General features: G+C 36.8%; 9 protein-coding genes and 1 other RNA gene. 1 reads left to right on the top strand and 9 read right to left on the bottom strand.

From position 1 onward, the window contains the following. Positions 1-329 precede the first annotated feature (329 nt). The 9 genes from JNL75_07065 to JNL75_07025 form a co-directional block, all read right to left on the bottom strand. The gene (locus tag JNL75_07065) at positions 330-1,094 is read right to left on the bottom strand and encodes an ATP-binding cassette domain-containing protein (GenBank protein MBL7789578.1); all 765 of its coding nucleotides are present in this window, start codon (positions 1,092-1,094) and stop codon (positions 330-332) included. A gap of 5 nt (positions 1,095-1,099) precedes the next feature. After that, positions 1,100-1,849, bottom strand: a complete 750-nt coding sequence (locus tag JNL75_07060; protein ID MBL7789577.1) for an ABC transporter permease — start codon at positions 1,847-1,849, stop codon at positions 1,100-1,102. Between the two features lie 44 nt (positions 1,850-1,893). Further along, positions 1,894-1,992, bottom strand: an RNA gene (ffs, locus tag JNL75_07055) — signal recognition particle sRNA small type. A 40-nt stretch (positions 1,993-2,032) separates the two neighbouring features. Continuing rightward, positions 2,033-5,107 carry a T9SS type A sorting domain-containing protein gene (locus JNL75_07050; protein MBL7789576.1) on the bottom strand — a complete coding sequence of 1,025 codons (3,075 nt, stop codon included), beginning with the start codon at positions 5,105-5,107 and terminating at the stop codon, positions 2,033-2,035. A 12-nt stretch (positions 5,108-5,119) separates the two neighbouring features. Next, the gene (locus JNL75_07045) at positions 5,120-9,646 is read right to left on the bottom strand and encodes a T9SS type A sorting domain-containing protein (GenBank protein MBL7789575.1); all 4,527 of its coding nucleotides are present in this window, start codon (positions 9,644-9,646) and stop codon (positions 5,120-5,122) included. A 93-nt stretch (positions 9,647-9,739) separates the two neighbouring features. Then, positions 9,740-14,224, bottom strand: coding sequence for a T9SS type A sorting domain-containing protein (locus tag JNL75_07040; protein ID MBL7789574.1), 4,485 nt, complete (start codon positions 14,222-14,224; stop codon positions 9,740-9,742). A 128-nt stretch (positions 14,225-14,352) separates the two neighbouring features. Then, positions 14,353-16,116, bottom strand: a complete 1,764-nt coding sequence (gene argS / locus JNL75_07035; GenBank protein MBL7789573.1) for an arginine--tRNA ligase — start codon at positions 16,114-16,116, stop codon at positions 14,353-14,355. A 69-nt stretch (positions 16,117-16,185) separates the two neighbouring features. Continuing rightward, positions 16,186-17,379 carry a hypothetical protein gene (locus tag JNL75_07030; GenBank protein ID MBL7789572.1) on the bottom strand — a complete coding sequence of 398 codons (1,194 nt, stop codon included), beginning with the start codon at positions 17,377-17,379 and terminating at the stop codon, positions 16,186-16,188. A gap of 225 nt (positions 17,380-17,604) precedes the next feature. Further along, positions 17,605-18,669, bottom strand: a complete 1,065-nt coding sequence (locus tag JNL75_07025) for a branched-chain amino acid aminotransferase (protein MBL7789571.1) — start codon at positions 18,667-18,669, stop codon at positions 17,605-17,607. A 9-nt stretch (positions 18,670-18,678) separates the two neighbouring features. Here JNL75_07025 and JNL75_07020 point away from each other — a divergent pair, with 9 nt between their 5' ends. Next, positions 18,679-19,155 carry a hypothetical protein gene (locus tag JNL75_07020; GenBank protein ID MBL7789570.1) on the top strand — a complete coding sequence of 159 codons (477 nt, stop codon included), beginning with the start codon at positions 18,679-18,681 and terminating at the stop codon, positions 19,153-19,155. Position 19,156: the final 1 nt, after the last annotated feature.

Raw genomic sequence — 19,156 nt, 5'->3', positions numbered from 1 at the left:
CTCTATAGCCATCCTTTTTCTTTGCAATTTCGTCAAATATTTCTGACATTTGTTCTTGTGTAAAGTTCATTTTTTCTGTGCTTTTTTATTTCAACACAAAAATCAGATTTTTGGACTTTACACACTTTTTTGAACAGTATCAATTTAAAATACCTTAATTATTTTGGAATCCTAATTTGTCTTATACATTTTGTCTTATCTATCTATCGACCTAATAAACCGACTTTAGCTGATATATTAGCTGGGACTAGACTTGTCAAGATAAATGATTATGAAATAGAGCATATAGGCAAGGAGTAAAAAAGAAAGTTAATTAGCCTTCATTAGACTTACCTCGCCCCATAATTCAGCTTCCTGATCTCTTTTAAGAATTCGGATGCAAAAATAAAATCATTGAGTTTTTCATTATCGGTATGCAGGATTTCTTTGTTGGAGCCTTCCCAGTTTTTTTCACCATCATAAAGAAATAGAATCTTGTCGCCGATACCTATGACGGAGTTCATATCGTGTGTATTGATTACCGTAGTGATATTGTATTCTCTGGTGATTTCCTGAATGAGTTCATCTATGACCAAGGCTGTTTGAGGATCTAGACCAGAATTGGGTTCATCACAGAAGAGATATTTTGGGTTTAAAACCATAGCCCTAGCCAGTGCTACACGCTTCATCATACCTCCCGAAAGCTCGGAAGGAAACTTATGATTTGAATTTATAAGACTCACCCTTTGAAGGCAAAAATTGACACGGTCTCTTTTTTCAGCAGTGGACATCTCTGTAAACATATCTAGTGGGAAACGCACGTTTTCTTCTACGGTCATGGAATCAAAGAGAGCATTTTTCTGAAATAACATACCCATTTCTTTACGAATACTAGATTTTTCTTTTAGACCCATAGGTACTATGTTTCTATTATCGAGCAACATAGAACCCACCTCTGGTACGACCAATCCTACGATACAATTCATAAAAACGGTCTTGCCCGAGCCACTTTTACCTATAACCATATTGCATTGACCCGAGTGAAAATCTGCAGTTATCCCCTTTAATACATGCTGTGCACCAAAGGATTTATGGATATTTTGAGCTTGTATCATGATTATTAAAGAAATAGAAAAGCTACGACGAAATTTGCGATAACGACCGCTATAGAACTATACACAACAGCATCCGTGCTAGCTTTGCCTAATTGTAAAGCACCACCTTTAACGTAAAATCCTTTATAACATGCAATGGAGGTTATGATAAACGGAAACACATAGGATTTAATGAACATGAGCCGCACATATTGTGGCTGAAAGTCATCTTGTAAGCCATATTTATATTCTTCCCAAGTATAATATCCGCCTAATTCACCTGCTAGTGCTCCTCCTATAGTTCCTAAAAGCATTGCTGTAACAATTAAAGAAGGTACAATTAATAGTGATCCTAAGATTTTAGGTGCTATTAAAAATGAGTGGGTATTAACTCCCATAATATCCATGGCATCTATCTGTTCGGTGATTCGCATTGTTCCCAGTTCTGTGGCGATATTAGATCCTATTTTTCCTGCCAGAAGCAGTGCAGAGATAGTAGGCGCTAATTCGAGAAACATGCTATCGCGAGTCATACTACCCATCCACCACATAGGAATAAAACCAAAAGTGAGCAATTTATTACTAAACTGAACAGCAGTAACACCTCCAATAAAGAGCCCGACAATGGCTATGATCCAAAAAGAACCCACCCCGATGTCATACATTTGTCGTAGTGTTTCTCGCCAGTACATGGAAAACTTTTGTGGCTTGGCAAAAATAGAGCCCAACATACCTATGTATTTACCAAAACCTGCTAATGCATCTAAAAATAACATATATAATGACTCTATGACGATTACGAACTCATTGGGTTCAAAAAAAAAGGCAAGTTACTCATATCGCACCGCTACAACCATCTACCCTTGCTATATTCCTATCCTGGGGGATTCGACAGGAGCTGGTCGTATAAGACTTGCCCGTGCAAAAATAAGAAATTAAACTATTCCTTATTAGTTAATTTATTTCTCAATTTTAAATTTATGACTCTCTGTTCTACCTTCGCTATTGGTCACTTCCAGAATATAGATACCTGCAGGATAATCTTCTATATGCAATTGATGATAATATTTTTCTTGATTCTCTGAAAAAATCATTCGACCTTGCATATCTATCAAGCGATAGCTAGTCTTTTTATCGGACTTTACTGTTAACTCATTGGAAGCAGGGTTTGGATAAATTTGAACTGATGCGCTAGAAGCATTTGTTATCGAATTCGACCCATTGACCGTAATCGTTATTTTTAATATGGCCTGGCATCCCTTACTCGTTTTACCTGTCAAAGTATAAGTTATAGTATTATCAGGCCTTACAGATAAATTTTTGGAAGTAAGCCCACTTTGGATAAACGTATTTGGCGACCAGCTATACTCATCTGCTCCGCTTGCAGTGATTGTGACCGATTCACCTTTATTTATGGTTTTATTGCGTGGATTGGCATCTAATACAGGAAGTGGATTTACAGTGACATCAAACATCTTCGATTCGCAAGTCCCATCAGACTTTTTTGCATAAAACCTATATTGCTTTGATTCATCTGGTGTTATAGTAAAAGTATTGCTATTTGATTTTTTGATATCAGGAGAAGCATCAAAAAAGTATTCAACTGCACCACTTGCAGTTAGTTCTATTTTCTCTCCTTTACATATTTGGTTACCTTTGTCAGAATTTAGTTCTAGGCTGCCATTGCTTGTTACCTGTACGATATTTAACCATAAACCACGTCCGTAGGTAGCTGCGAAGATTTTAGAATTAGCTGAACAGTCAGTATCATAAACTATCTCCATATCTCTCACTGGTGCATTTAAACTCAAACCATCACTATACATTATCCAATTCGTCATGGTAGAATCTTTAAAATAAACTCCTGCTTCTGTTCCCACATAGAGACCCTCAGAGGCATTTTTATCTAATGCGATACAATTGATAGCTATATTAGGAAGATTTCCAGAAATATTTGTCCAAGTAGCACCTAAATCTCTTGATCTAAAAATTCGATTTCCTTTAGCTACGTATAATGTATTGACATCATAATAACTCGTTTCGATATCAGTTATTTCTCCACTTACGGAAGGTGAATTCATGCCTGTAAAAGTAGGATTAGAAGCGAGAATATTGGTAGAATAACGCAAGACTCCATCTTTCCAACCACAAAAGACATAATTATTATTGACATTAGAAAATCTCAAGGCAGAACCCTCAGCAGCAGCAGTAGTGGTAATGCGAGTAAAACTAGGATTTCCAGTGCCTGTGGCATTTCTAGATATCCATACATTGCGGTAAATAGCTACTAATATATTATCAACCCTAGGGTGCAAATGATAAGGGGTCACCCAAGGACCAGGTCGTTCATTGATTGATGAAACAATATTATTCCAAGCACCACCGCTATTAGTAGATCGATTCATATCGCCATATTGAATACATCCAAACATGATATCCGTATTGAAATTGCTTATTTCACATTGCATACCATCACCACCGAGTTCTGCTGTCCAGTCCGATTTATTCGTACCAGCACTCGTACCATTATCCTGTGCCCCTGTAATAAATTTTGTCAAAGAAGCCTGACTTACACCCAAGTTATAAAATTGAGAAATAGCCAAACCACTATTTCTATTATTGATAACTGGAAAAAAAGGATCATTGGTACCTGAGGTAGGTAATTTTTCATCTGCAGAATAGTCGATGCCACCATCACTTCCAATCCAAAGCTCACCATTTATAGGATTTCTGCCTAGATAGTGAATATCTGCATGCACCCAAGGAATCGTAGCGCTAAAAGACCAAAAAGCCTTACATCTAAACGTTTTTCCACCATCTACCGATCTAAACACATTGATACCTCCTACATATAATACATTCGAGTCATTTGGACTTGATTCTATCGCTAAGTCATACTCTCCTTGACCTGAGGTCCCGCTCCCATTTTGAGCAAAGCTCAAGGGATTAAATGTAGTTCCATTTAATTGAAGGGTAAAATTGGCGCCTTTATTTGATGATTTATAAAGACCTTCCATACCTCTATTGCTATTGACAGCTATTACATACACAATATCTGGCTTTGCTTTCGTTACAGCTATAGCCATACGACGTTTTGAAGCTGAGCTAAATCCAGCTGATATTTGGGTCCATGTGTTACCACCGTTAATACTTCTATAAAAGTTACCATTGGCAGCAGCATAGACGAAATTAGTGTCTTCTGGATGATAAACTACATCTTTGAAATCTAGTATTTGCGATGTTCTAGTCCAAGATTGCCCTTTGTCATAGGATTTAAAAATTCCATTATCTGTAGCAGCTATTATTACATTGTTATCTTGTGCATTTACAAGCAATCTATTGACAACCTGATTGCCCATACCCGTATTAGACGGAGTAAAATTTATACCCCCATCTAACGAGACATAAACACCATATCCAGGAGCGTCGTTGGCATCTCTATCACCTGTACCTACAAGGATGATAGGAGTTGAATTTCCTTCAGGAATCACTGCTATGGCCGACACACCGAATCTTGGTAAATCATCTGTATTACTCTTAGTCCAACTTTGTGCTTTATCTTTGGTATACCAGAATCCACCTGCTGGTGCTCCACAATATATAATACTGGGGTCATTGGGATGAAAGGCTATAACATTGACCCGCCCTACTCCACGCTGCATACTAGCCGGTGCAGGATTGTTAAAAGGACCTAGTGAAGTCCATTTAGGATTACCCGATCTAGGGGTTAATGCATTGGTCTTATAATTAGCTAATTCCTTTAATAAAAAATCTGCTGGTCTAAAACTACCATCTTCATTAATTTCTCGTTTTGCATTTTCTGCCCATCGTTCGAATTGTTTAAAGCCCGTACCTTTTTCTTTTGGTTTATTGGAGAAATACAAATCAAAAGCACGTTTAGTTTTGTAGAAATTAATGTTTCGATCAAACATCATTTCCATCCAGTATGGATAATCAACCGTATCTTTAGCAGTTTGAGAGATTAGATTTAATGAGTATAGTGCAATGCAGAATACAGTTAAGATTTTTTTCATTTATTTATACGATTACTTTATAATTTCAATTTTATTTACTTTTTTTCTGCCACTCTTGTTCTCTAAGGAAAGGAAATAATAACCAGAAGAAATATCCGTTACATCTATTTTATGGTTGTTATCAAACGATTCAAATTCCCTTATCAAGGATCCATTTATAGAATAAATGCTTACCTTAGTTTGCTCAGTAGATTCGATATTGATTTCATTGCTAGCTGGATTAGGGTAGATTAGTATATTCGCTAGTATATTTCCAGCAATGCTACTTGGATTCGGATTTTGAAGTACATACACGATAGACATTCCCTTAGCTGTGCAACCCGCTGTGTTAGTAACCAATACAGAATAAACGATATCTGAGTCAGGCTTCACTAGAATGGTACTCGAAAGGTTGCTACCACTAATTATATATTTATTTGGTGTCCATTGATAACTAGAACCCCCGCTAGCTATAATCTGAAAGGAATCGCCTCTTTTTATTGTATTAATAGCTGGAGCAATACTAACAGCAGGAGAAGGATTGACATCGATAATCAATGAGTCTCTACCTTGGCAACCAAACGAATTGGAACCTATTATGAAATATTTAGTCGTGACAGCTGGAAAAACTATAAACGAATCTAATTTAGGCTTTGTAAAATTATAAATTGGTGATATTATATAGCTTGCAGCTCCACTAGCCTTTATAGAAACCTTCTCACCCGGACATATGGCATTGCTTCTATCCTTGGTAGCCGTTACTACTGGCAAAGGTCTTACATTCAGTGGAATAACTAACGAATCTTTACAACCAGAGTTTTCTCCCACGACCTTTACGGAGGTAGATGTATTGGTAGAAATTCGCACTGCCGTACCAAATTCATCACTCACCATATTGGCTGGTGACCATTTATAATTATTGGCTCCTGATACTGAAAGATTGAACGATGAGCCTAAACAAGCTTCTGTGTTTCCAGTTACATTGAGATTTACAGCTACAGTACCTACTATTATAGACTTATTCGTAACCGAGGAACAGGGTCCTGTAATACCAGTAACATTATAAATTATACTATTCGTAGGTGTAGAAACTACATTTGCACCAATAGTTGTATTGAGGTAAGTGGCAGGAGACCATTTGAAAGTATCCGCACCAGATGCTGAGAGATTGACACTTGCACCACCACAGACTACACCAGGACCTGTAACGCTTACAACAGGTTTTGGTATCATGGTAAACTGTATGGAATCTCTAGAAGTTGCACAATAATTGGTATCTGTGGTTCGCAGAAAATACTTGGTATTCGAAGTAGGCTTGAATTTAAAACTGTTAGTACCAAGACTGGTTAATCCGGTAGTTGGTGTCCAAACCAAGCTAGGAACTCCATTGGTTTCATTAACTATGGCACTATCGCCGATACACATAACTTGATTAAATGACTTAGATAGCATAAAACCGGGGATCGTTTTAACCAAAATTGGCATACTAAACTTTACATCGCAAAAGCCAGATTTTACTAGTCGAATATTATAAATATTTGTGGAACTTATTTTTATACGCTTATTCGTAGGTGAGAGATTTGTTATTCCGGTGGCAGGAGTCCAATATGCCGTATCAATATTTGAAAAACTAATTGTTGTAGAATCTCCATTACAGAAGCTGGTGGCACCTGTCATTGTATAGGTTGGACTTGATTTCATTTTGACATTTACATAGGTAGTGTCGAAGCAAGCTCCATTCACATCACCGATGATCATATAATTCGTTTGTACAGTTGGATACAAATAGGCAAAGGAATCATTAAATTTAGTCATACTCGTAGTAGGAGTATAATTATAATTTTGCATTCCCCCGAGGCTAACTAAAACTGTATCGCCAGGACACACTGTAGTATCATTAGTCGTTTTGAGTGTTAATGTACCTTTTGTATTTATACTTATTACATTATTCTTAGTTATGGAGCAAAATCCACCAAATGGTTTTGAGGCTTTTAAACTTATAGAATAATTGCCAGTGGCATTAAATATTATTATTGGGTTTGGAGAATTGCTATTGGTACCCCCAGAATAAGAAAATGTAGCTGGAGTAATGGTCCATTCATATGTGGTAGGTGCACCGTTATTAATAATAGTAGAGGTTGTATTCGTAATATTAACAGGTAAAGAAACACATGATGAAGCTGGAATTGTAAAATTAGGGTTAGGCTGGGTTTCTGTAATTCTTAAGTCACCTTTCCATAAACCTCTACCGTAGGTAGCTGCATATATAACAGATCGGTCGGTGCATACGGTATCATAGACAATTTCCAAATCTCTAATTTCAGAACCTACCGCCATGCCATTATTATAAAACACCCAATTTGTCATAAAAGAGTCTTTGTAATACACTCCACCATCAGTACCTACATAGAGTCCTTCTGGTGAATTTTTATCTAATACTATGGAATGCATAGGAATGTCTGGAAGATTTGATGTAATATTTGTCCAGCTAGTTCCTCTATTAGTAGACTTATAAACGCGATTTCCTGATGTGCAATAAACTACATTTTGATTATTAAAACTAGTTTCAATATCACTTATTCTATTTCCTCCGTTAGGATTGGTCATGGTGGAAACGGTAATTGGATTTGCCAGTATATTAGCTTGTCTGAACAAACCATTTTCCCAACCAAGAAATACTAATGAATCATTTACGTTAGAAAAACGAATAGCGGATCCATCATTAGTTTCACCAGTAGTAATATTTGAAAAAGCAGGTGTTGCGCCTGAAACTATATCAAAGCTAACCCTTGCATCCTTGTAAAGTACGACCATGATATCATTTCTTCTTGGGTGCAAATGACAAGGAGCAGCCCATGGGCCTGGTGCACCTGGCACTGTAATATCTGTGAATGTTGCTCCATTATTAGTAGATCTTTGTAAGTCTCCATATTGTACATTTCCGAACAGCACGGTAGTGTCAAAATTAGAAATTTCACAGTGCATCCCATCACCGCCTACTCTAGCTATCCAATTAGTAGGTGTGCTACCTACTTTAGTCCCATCATCTTGGAAACCTGAGATAAAGCGAGTCTTAGAACGTTGCGATACTCCTAAGTTATATATTTGACCAATGGTTAAACCATTATTTCTTGAAGTATAAGTGGTACCATTATTGGTTGTAAAATCTACACCACCATCACTTCCTACCCATATCTCATTATTTAATGGGTTTCGACCTAAAAAGTGAATATCTGCATGAACATAATCGGTGCCTCCTTGACTTTTCCATGAAGCACTAGGAGTCCACGAAGTACCTCCATTTACAGATTTGAAGATATTGATCCCACCTACCAATACGAAATTCGAATCAGAAGGGCTACTAACAATAGATAAATCATACCAACCCTGACCTCTTGTATCGGTTCCGTTTATTTCTCCACCTAAAATATTAAAAGTTGCCCCATTTATTCTTTGAGAAAAACTTGCACCTTTGTTTGAAGATTTATAAAAAGCCTCTAAAACATGTGTGCCTGCACTACTGGCTACTAGATATACAATATTAGGATTCGCATCGGTTACTGCTATTTCTATTCTATTTTTATTGACAGCATTCAAGCCAGAGGTTATAAGAGACCAAGTGACTCCTGCATCTACTGAGCGATAAAAATCAGCATAGGGACCCCACATTCCAAATCGAGTAGCATATAATGTCATAGTATCTCCAGGACAATATTTGATATCTTTGAAATTATTGGTTCCAGCAGATGCCCTTTTGGTCCAGTTCAAACCTTTGTTATATGAAACATAAATTCCATCATCAACTGCTGCATATATAGTACTATTCTTTTCAGGATTGACTGCAAAACGGGAGACTACTTTATTACCGATACCAGTATTCGAATTTGTAAATGATTGACCACCATTGGTAGATCTCCATACTCCAATTCCATTGGCTACATTTGCATTTTTGTCACCAGTACCAATAAGTATTACAGAATCACCAGCTCCTGGAATATAGGCTATATCAGATATCCCTAGAGAAGTCATGGTGAGGTTATCGTTACTTGCAGTCCAATTTGCACCTTTATCTGTTGTGTACCAAAATCCGCCTTGAGGCGCTCCTGCATAAATTATGTTGGGATTGGTATTATGAAATGCAATGGCATTTACTCGACCTACTCCAGCGTGCGGGAAAGAGCTTGGATTATAGGTCAAAGTCGCATTGAAGGAAGGACCCATGCTTGTCCAAGCGCCAGTGGCTGAGCGAGGGGTCAAGTTATTTCTAAAATATTTTTTCATTTCCTGAAAAGTTCTATCAGGAGCAGGAAATGTGCCATCAGCGTTCACTTTAGTTTTCCAATTATGATACCAACGCTCGAATTGCTTATAGCCAGTACCTTTCACCTTTGGTTTATTGGAAAAGTAAAGATCATACGCGCGTTTTGTTTTGTTGATATTAATCGAATTATTGAACATCATAGACTGCCAATAAGGATTGTCGATAGTATCCTGTGTCGTTTGTGCTTTAGATATACTAATCCCAAGTATAAAGACTAAAAACAGTAGATTTTTTTTCATGGGTATATAATTTTTATTTTGAAGTAATTCACTGAAGTTCATTTTGATTAGTTAAACAATTTACATGCCTTAAATTGAACATATCATTTAAGTCTATTTCAATATTTCAATTTTAAATATTTTTCTAAGTCCATTTTTAGTCTCCAACATAACCGTATACAATGCATTCGATAAATGTTCCACTGAAATTTGCGTATTTTTATCCTTTATTTCTTTCATCATAACTTGTGTTCCTATACTATTAAACAAGTAAAAGTTTAATTTTTCTTCAGTCTCAATAGTTAAATAATTGCTAGCTGGGTTAGGATAAACTAGTACCTGTCCATATTTATCACTTACGATTCCACTCGGTGGATTGGGATCCTGTTTGACATAAACTAAGACCAAACCTTTTGTTTTGCATCCATTGGCGGAGGCTACATCAACTGTGTAAACTATATCACTATCTGGTTTTATACTAATGGACGAGGTTAAGTTGCTTCCTATAATATATCTATTCGGTAACCATGTATAGCTATCTCCTCCTGTAGCTGACAAATTGAGATTTTGACCTCTAGCTATAGTTGTATCTTTCGGATTTATAATAAGGGATGGTTTGGGATTTACAGAAATCAACAAAGAGTCTTTGCTTTCACAACCATATTGATTAGATCCTCTTACAATATACTTGGTAGTTACCTTGGGATTTACTTTAAAAGAACTATTGGTTGGCTTAGAAAAGTTATACAGTGGCGCTATAATATATTGATTGGCACCTGTTAGGTTAAAAACAATAGACTCTCCTTCACAGATTGGCGAAAAGTTTTTATCAACAATTTTGACATCAGGAATAGGCCTTATTTTTATAGGAATAAGAATGGAATCACTACAATTCCCTGCTCTACCTATTAATTGTAAAGTAATGTCACTGTTAGTATTCACCCGAACAGAATCTCCAAATTCATCTGTGACCAAGTGACCAGGACGCCATTGAAATGAGTCAGCTCCTTTTACAAATAATTCTATATTCCCACTTCCTAAACAAGCCTCAGTACGACCAGAATATTCCAGTTTTAAAGCAGTCGCGGATACATTGATTGTTTTCTGTGCGGAATTATTGCATTTGCCATTAGAACCTGTAACCAAGTATGTAATGCTTGACATTGGCTGACATTCTACGGTATCCTTATTTGCTGCGCTAAGAAATGTGGAAGGAGACCATGAATAACTAACTCCTCCTGAAGCTATTAATTTAAACTTAGAACCTCCACAAGCTATTGATGGACCAGAAACGGAAATTACAGGCTTGGCTAATACATTAATTTGTATAGAATCTTTACTAGCAGGGCAAAAGTTTGTATCGGAAGTGGTAATAATATATTTTGTAGAATTATTTGGTTTGAACTCATAGGAGTTTAAACCAGAAGTAATTACATTAGAATTAGGTGTCCATATTCTTGAAGGGATAGAACCATTGACAGTCACAGCTAAGCTATCTCCTATGCAAACTTCTTGCGTTCCTGTTTTAGATAGTCCAAAATTAGCATAGTTTAAAACAGTAACTGGTACGGTTACCTTTTCGTCACAAAAGCCTGTTTTAACTAGACGCACCTGATAGTTTGCACTAGTATTAGCTTTAACTTTGTGTTGGCTTTGAGTAATAGCTACTACTCCTGATTGTGGAGTCCATATTGCCGAATCTACATTTGAGAAACTGATTGTAGTGGAATCTCCCTGGCAATATTTCAATGAACCCGTTTGGGAAGAGATAACCTTGGTCTTAACCGTCAGATTAAAATAACTGGTATCAGGACATGCGCCATTATTAAAGCCTACTATAGTATAATTTGTTGAAGCATTTGTATTAATGTAGGCAAAGGAATCATTAAATTGATGAACGAGGAAACTAGGATTAAAGGTAAATGTCTCCATGCCTCCTAGACGAACGTATGCACTATCCCCAAGACAAATAGAAGTATCTGTAGCTGTTTTTAATATTACTTTTCCAGATTTTCCAATGGAAATTATCGAATCTTTCTTCACAGTGCAGAAACCTCCAAAAGGTTTGGTTACCTTAAGTGAAATGCTGTATTTAGCGGCTTGATTAAATACAATTTTCGGGTGAATAGAGGTATCTGAAGTTCCATTAGTGTAAGTAAAACTGGAAGGAGTTATCGTCCATTTGTATCTATTAGGTGCTCCATTGTTGGTCACGCTGGTTACTGAGCTTGTTATTTGTACAGTATCTTTTGAGCAGGCAGTAGAGACGATGGTAAAGTCAGGATTGGGTTGTGTTTCTGAAACTCTTAGATCACCTTTCCATAATCCTCTGCCGTAGGTACCTGCAAATATTACTGAATTGGATGAGCAAATCGTATCGTAAACAATCTCCAAGTCACGAATCTCTGAATTAAGAGGAAGACCTGTATTGTATAAAATCCAGTTAGCCATTAAGGAATCTTTGTAGTAAACTCCAGCATCAGTGCCAACGTACAAGCCCTCAGGAGAGTTCTTATCCAAAACAATGGAGAACATAGGGATATTAGGAAGGTTAGCTGAAATATTCGTCCAAGTAGCACCTTTGTTGGTCGATCTATAAATTCTATTTCCACAAGCGGCATATACTACATTTTCATTATTAAAACTGGTTTCTATATCTCGAATAGAACTATTTTCTGGTCTAGACATAGAATCGACCGTAATGGGATTTGCTAGAATATTGGCTACTCGGAAATTTCCATTGGTCCAGCCCATAAAAACGAGGGAGTCATTGACATTTGAAAAGCGAATAGCATTCCCTGTACCAGTAACACCGGTGGTAAAATTAGCAAAGGTAGGATTGGCTGCTGATACGATATTTTTACTAATAATAGCTTGCGTGTAAAGTATCACCATAATGTCATTTAATCTCGGGTGCAAATGACATGGTGCAGCCCAAGGACCAGGACCACCTGGAATAGAACCTGCTAAACCCTGCCAACTCGCTCCATTATTTTTTGTTCGGCGCAAACTACCATATTGCACATTTCCAAACATGACCGTTGTATCAAAATTACTTATTTCACATTGCATACCGTCCCCACCAAATGAAGCTGTCTGCCAGCTAGCACTATCTGAGCCCCAGCTCGTACCATTGTCTTGAGCACCTGTAATAAATTTAGTTTTGGAAAGTTGTGAAACCCCAAAATTGTAAAACTGAGATATGGCAAGACCTTTATTGCGAATAGTCCAACTAGTACCATTATTCGCTGTGGTATAGACTCCGCCATCATTTCCACTATACAATTCATTATTTAGTGGATTTCTGGCTAGATAATGTACATCTGCATGCACAAAAGGTGCACCACCTCCAAACCAGTGAGAAATGGCCGACCAAGAAGTACCACCGTTATTGGTTCTAAACTGAATGACTCCTCCTACGACGACCATATTGGAATCTTGGTCATTTCCAGTAATAGCTAAATCATACCAGCCTTGACCACCCGAAGCAGAGCCGTTTGTATTGCTTCCCAGAATATTAAAGGTATCTCCTATCCTGGCTGTAAAACTAAGTCCCTTGTTTGACGACTTATAAAATGATTCGAGCCCATTCGTACTTGATTTACTAGCTACTACATACACAATGTTTGGGTTCGCTGCAGTGACTCCAATAGCCAATCTATTTCTACCTGTCGCTGTCATCCCAGTGGAAATAGATGTCCATGTATTTCCCGCATCCACTGAACGATAGAATACACCATTTTGTGTCGCATAAAGTGTCATAGTGTCTCCAGGACAGTATTTAATATCCTTAAAATTTCCAGCACTAGATCGTTGTATCCAATTTGCGCCTTGATTATAACTCACATAAATACCATTATCGACAGCAGCAAATATTGTATTTTTATTTAGTGGGTTTTGAGCGAACATTCCCACTATGCGATTACCTATACCCGTATTGGATGAAACAAAGGTAACTCCACCATCGGTAGATTTCATAACCCCTTGACCTGGAGCATCACTCGCATCTCGGTCTCCTGTTCCGATCAATATCACAGAGTCAGAAGAGGAATTTTGTATATAGGCAATAGCAGAAACTCCCAATGTAGGTAAGTTGTCTGTAGTGGATGTCCAGTTAGCGCCTTTATCGTAAGTACGCCAAAAACCTCCCTGAGGAGCACCTGCGTAAATAATGTTTTCATTTGTAGGGTGAAATCCTATCGCATTGACTCTACCTACTCCTACAAATTCTCCTACTAAAAATGGATCATCAAATGGACCTAAATTTTTCCAAGCTCCTGTTCCTGAACGTGGAGTCAAATTATTTCTTCTAAACTTCCTAATTTCTTGTATCGTGTGATCTGGAGCAGGAAAACTACCATCGCTATTGACTTTCATAGACCAGTGATGATACCAGCGTTCGAACTGTTTATAACTCGTACCTTTGACCTTGGCTTTATTTGAAAAATAAAGATCATATGCGCGTTTTGTTTTATTAATGTTGATGGTTCTATCAGACATCATCGCTATCCAATAAGGATTATCGATAGTGTCTTGAATAGACTGTGCTCTAAGGCTTAAGCTTATCCCGATTAGGATAATTACAATTAGTTTTTTCATTTGTAAATGTAAACTACAAATTTAATGAAAATCCAATTAAATTATTGTTTTTAAAGTTTTAAAAAAAGTAAAGAGAATTTAAGTTAGTTTTAGCATAAATTCCAACTGTTTTACTCTACAAAGAATAGTTACATTTTATTTGGCAAAGGTACCCCGAGTATAGTAAGCGATTTAGCGAGTATCTCGCTTGTCAAAAATGTCAAAAACATTCTAAATCGTCGCGATTCTTCATTTTCTTCCTTTAATATAGGTAGTTGTGTATAGAAACGATTGTAAATTTTAGCTAATTGAAGTGTAAATAATGCCAATTCGGCAGGATCTAAAGCTTCAGCACATCGTTTAAGTGTAGGTTTATATGTGGATAAATGTAATAATAAATCTTCCTCTTCTTTATGTAAATCAAAATCTATAACTTGAGAAAATTTATCATCCCATTTGGCTAATAAGGCCTTGGTTCTGACATAGGTGTACTGAATGAATGAACCTGTGTCTCCATTGAGATCAACGGCTTCTTTGGGGTCAAAAATTATATTCTTTGTGGCAGTAACTTTTAAAAGCGCAAATTTTAGAGCTCCTAGGCCCACGCTTTCTGCTATTTCGTCTATTTCATTCACCGTCAAAGTCTCCGCTTTACCACTATCTAGTGTCTGTGTTCTGGCTTCATCGACCACAGCATCTACGATTAAATCGGCATCCGCTGGAGTGCCTTCTCTAGACTTGAATTTAGAACCATCTTTACCTAATACCATACCATAAGATAGATGATAAATATCTTTGGAGAAATCCTCCTTCATGGCCTCCATGATATATTTCAAGACTTTGAAGTGGTAATTTTGCTCATCACCTACGACATAAATCATCTTGTCCATATGATAGTCGTCAAAACGCTGTTTGACCAAGGCCATATCTTGGGTAATGTAAAGAGAAGTACCATTGGAACGCTGAAGGAATTTCTTATCCAAACCTTTGTCAGTCAAATCGATGTAAATAGCTCCAGTCTCATCTTTTTGGAACACGCCACTCTGATATCCAATTTCTACTATAGCTTTACCCTTCTTGTATTCACGGCTTTCGTAATAGTCTTTTTCACTATCTATACCCAGTCTAGCGTAAGTTTGTCGTACACCACTATAGAACCAGTTGTTCATTTTATTCCATAATTCTATAGTAGCTTGGTCTCCAGCTTCCCATTTGAGCAATAAATCATTGGCTTTTTGAAAAATGGCTGTTTGAGCCTCTGCTTCCTCTTTCTTCATCCCTTGTTCTATGAGTGGCTTTGCCTGCAAACTGCACTCCTGACTAAATAGTATATAAAAATTACCAACAAAAAAATCCCCTTTCATATTTTCAGATTCTGGCGTGGTGTTATTGCCATATTCTAGGTAACCAATCATACTTTTACATATAGCTATTCCTCTGTCGTTGAATATATTGACTTTATGAACATCGTGACCTACTTCTTTTAAAATACCAGCAACCGAATAACCAAGAAACATATTTCTCAAATGACCAATATGGATAGGCTTATTTGTATTGGGTCCACAATACTCCAATACTATCTTTTGGGTATCGGAAATTTTAACAGTCAAATCTGAGGCATCTGACACAACCATTTGAAACGCTTGCTTGGATAAATGAAGATTTAAAAATCCCTTAATGACTTCAAAATTGTCAACCCATTCTGTAGTTTTTAGATGCTCACCCAATAAACCTGCCAAGCTATCTGGATTTAGCTTTACCAGTTTAGCTAGAGGGAATACCATCAAAGTCAAGTTCCCGTTGTGATCTTTATTCGTCGATTGGAATACAAAATCCGAGGGAAGCACATCTGGAAAATTTGTCTTGAAATAGCTAGACAAGGACTGTTTTAGTAAACTGATGAATGGTTCCATTGAGTAGGGTAGTTGGTGGAGTTAATTTGTAATATGTAAAAAAATAGAACGCAGACTGATTTCAGAATTCTATTCCTTTTCGGGAGTGTCTTCGATGGGTGATTCAACCATTTGTTGATCTACTAATGGAGCTTCTTCAATAGGTTTCGCCTCATCATTCGACCTTGAGTTGTCTGCTGATTCAGGACTTACCTTGTCTGCTTTTGATTTATCTTGTTTTTTTGTCTCAGTGGTTTCTCTATCCTTAGGAGTCGACTTCTTATTCAACTTATTCAAAGTCTTTTGGATATCGGCTATTTTCTCTTCTTTAGAAGCAATTCTGTCCTTCAAAACATTGATTTTAGCTTCACGAAGTTGTAATTCTAATTTATTATTGACGTGATCCAGTTTCTTGGTATTGAATTCTAAATCTTTTACATCTATACTCAAGGACTTCTGCATTCTCTCCAATGCCTGTGTCAATCCATCAATTCTAGAATTATTGACTCCACCGAGCACCTCTTCTCTTCTCACTTTGATTCTATCATAGCGTGCTTGAATATCATCAAATAAAATATTTTTAATATCACGTTTGATATCCTCTCCACGAAGTTTTGTCTGCAGAGCCTTTAACTCATCCATTATAGTGTTAAACCGAACACCTTGTTCTTCTAATCTCGCATCAATACCTGCTAAAACTTCCGTAAACTCCGCTCGAATTTTTTCAGAAGCAGCATCTTTTTCTTTTAGTAATGATTCTTTTAATTTTTTCAAATGATCAAAGACGCCATTAATTTCTTCCTTAAAGTAAGTGAGTTTTTCCTGGCTGATTTCTCTTTCTTTCTTGTATTCCAGTACTTTTTCCCAGAACTCCTTAGCTTCATCGAAAAGATCTGAGCTAAAGCCTTTCAATTCAGCAGCTTTGATTTTAATATCTTCCAATTGGGCATTGAATTGTTCAAAAAGTTTAGCATTCAAAAGCAAATAAGACCATTCATTTTGCAACTGACGAATAGCTCCGCTCTTGCCTTCTATCTTGATATTGTCCGGTAAAAGAGATTCTTCGGTAAAACTTCTATTCTCCAAAGTTGTATTTTCTGGAAAGCTAGGTTCTTCTCCGTTGCTAAATTTCTTAATAAAATCTTCGATTTCGTCATCCTTCATAGTTGCCGTGAGAAAGTATCTCACTTCGATATTCATGCTGTTTACGTTTAATTCGAGAGCAACTAAAATAGGTTCATCCTTTTGATTGAGTGCCTTGGTAGCAAATCGGTTCTTAGCCATACATGTTGTGTTTTAGATTTAATAATCTGTATACGACAGATTACTAAAAATTGCGTTGAAGAATGGGGTGTGTTTAAATAACTTGATTTTAAAATGGATGGCGAATATACGAAAATAAAGAATAAAGATAAAGGAAACAAACAGCTGAGTTCTTAATTCTATAAAGAAATCAACTAAAGTTTAGAGAATTTACTTGCAATAGATATTGTTCTTTACTTAAGAAATCTACTCCACCACCATCACCCAATTATGCGGGTCAGGAATAAGACCAGATTTTATCCCTTCAATTTCGGCTTTCATCAGTTGGGAGACCTGACGATCCATAAAGTCGAGGTTGTATTGTTTGCCATGATAGACGAAACCCGCTATAGGATTGACTACTGCAGCTGTACCAGCGCCGAACATATCGCGCAAGGTTTTATTCTCGTAGGCTTGCATAAATTCATTTACCGATATTTTTCGTTCTTCCGCTTTGATGCCTTTATCCGCAGCTAGTTTGAGTATAGAATCTCTCGTAACACCGTGAAGTATGGTACCTTCTTCCAAAGATGGAGTAATCAATGTATCCCCTATTTGAAAGAAAATATTCATTGTTCCTATCTCTTGGAAGTATTTATGTTCAAAACCATCCGTCCACAATATTTGATTACAACCCTGCTCCATGGCTTCTTTGACGGGAAGTAAGGTCGCAGAATAATTGCCAGAAAACTTGGCAGCACCTGTTCCACCTGGAAAAGCACGAACATACTTCTCCTGAATCAAGACATTAACTGGCTCTGCATAATATGATCCCACAGGCCCTATAATGACAACAAAGCGGTAATGCTGTCCTATTTTTACGCCAAGAATGGGATCTGTACCGAATAGAAATGGTCGTATATAAAGACTTGTATTCTCTATACCTTTAGGCACCCAGCCTGCATCTATTTTTATCAGCTCTGCTATCGATTGTAAAAATAAATCTTCAGGAACAACTGGCATAGCCAAACGCTCTGCAGATAAGCGAAAACGCTCTGCATTCGCCTCTGGTCTGAAAACAAGAATTTTATCGTCTGGACTTCTTTCCGCTTTCAACCCTTCAAAAATACTCTGTCCATAATGCAAAGCAAAAGTTGCAGGGTGTAAATTTAAATCACCAAAAGGAACGATACGACAATCACGCCATTCACCATCATAATGATCTGCGATAAACATGTGATCGGTAAATGTCTTGCCGAAACCTAAATTCTGAAAATCGGTATTATTCAGATTAGTTTTCGGATTTTTTGTAATTTTGATGTCCCAACTCATGCTTTAAAAATGCTTATCAATCGCGTAAAATTATTTTCTACTATTCAGAGCAAAACGGTAAGTTCGAAACCAATACTTAATTCTGATTCTATTTCATACGAAAATCTAGGTAGTAAATTCGCCAGTATTTGTTGTATTTTGAATTGTACCTCTCCTCTGTCTGAAAGCAAAGATTATAAAACTTTGACAAAGGTCTTTAAAAAACTCATGATGAATATTGAAAACATTTATGTTGTCAATATAAATGGCTCTAATTCAACTAATTTCATCCATTTTATACATGAATTCAATTTTAACAAAATCTTCATATTTGGAGAAGATGCGCTTATGAATAACTTACCTATTCAGCTAAAAAAATTAGTTCCGAGTACTTTCGAAATGCATCAAATTCTAATGGTAGAAAATCTTTATATCTTAACTGAATCTAAGGATGTCGATTTAAAGGCTAAATGTTGGGACGCTATTTCTAATTTTTACAAATCATAAT

Source organism: Chitinophagales bacterium, assembly GCA_016787225.1.
Taxonomy (GTDB): domain Bacteria; phylum Bacteroidota; class Bacteroidia; order Chitinophagales; family JADJOU01; genus CHPMRC01.
This window is presented reverse-complemented; position numbering and strand designations above follow the sequence as displayed.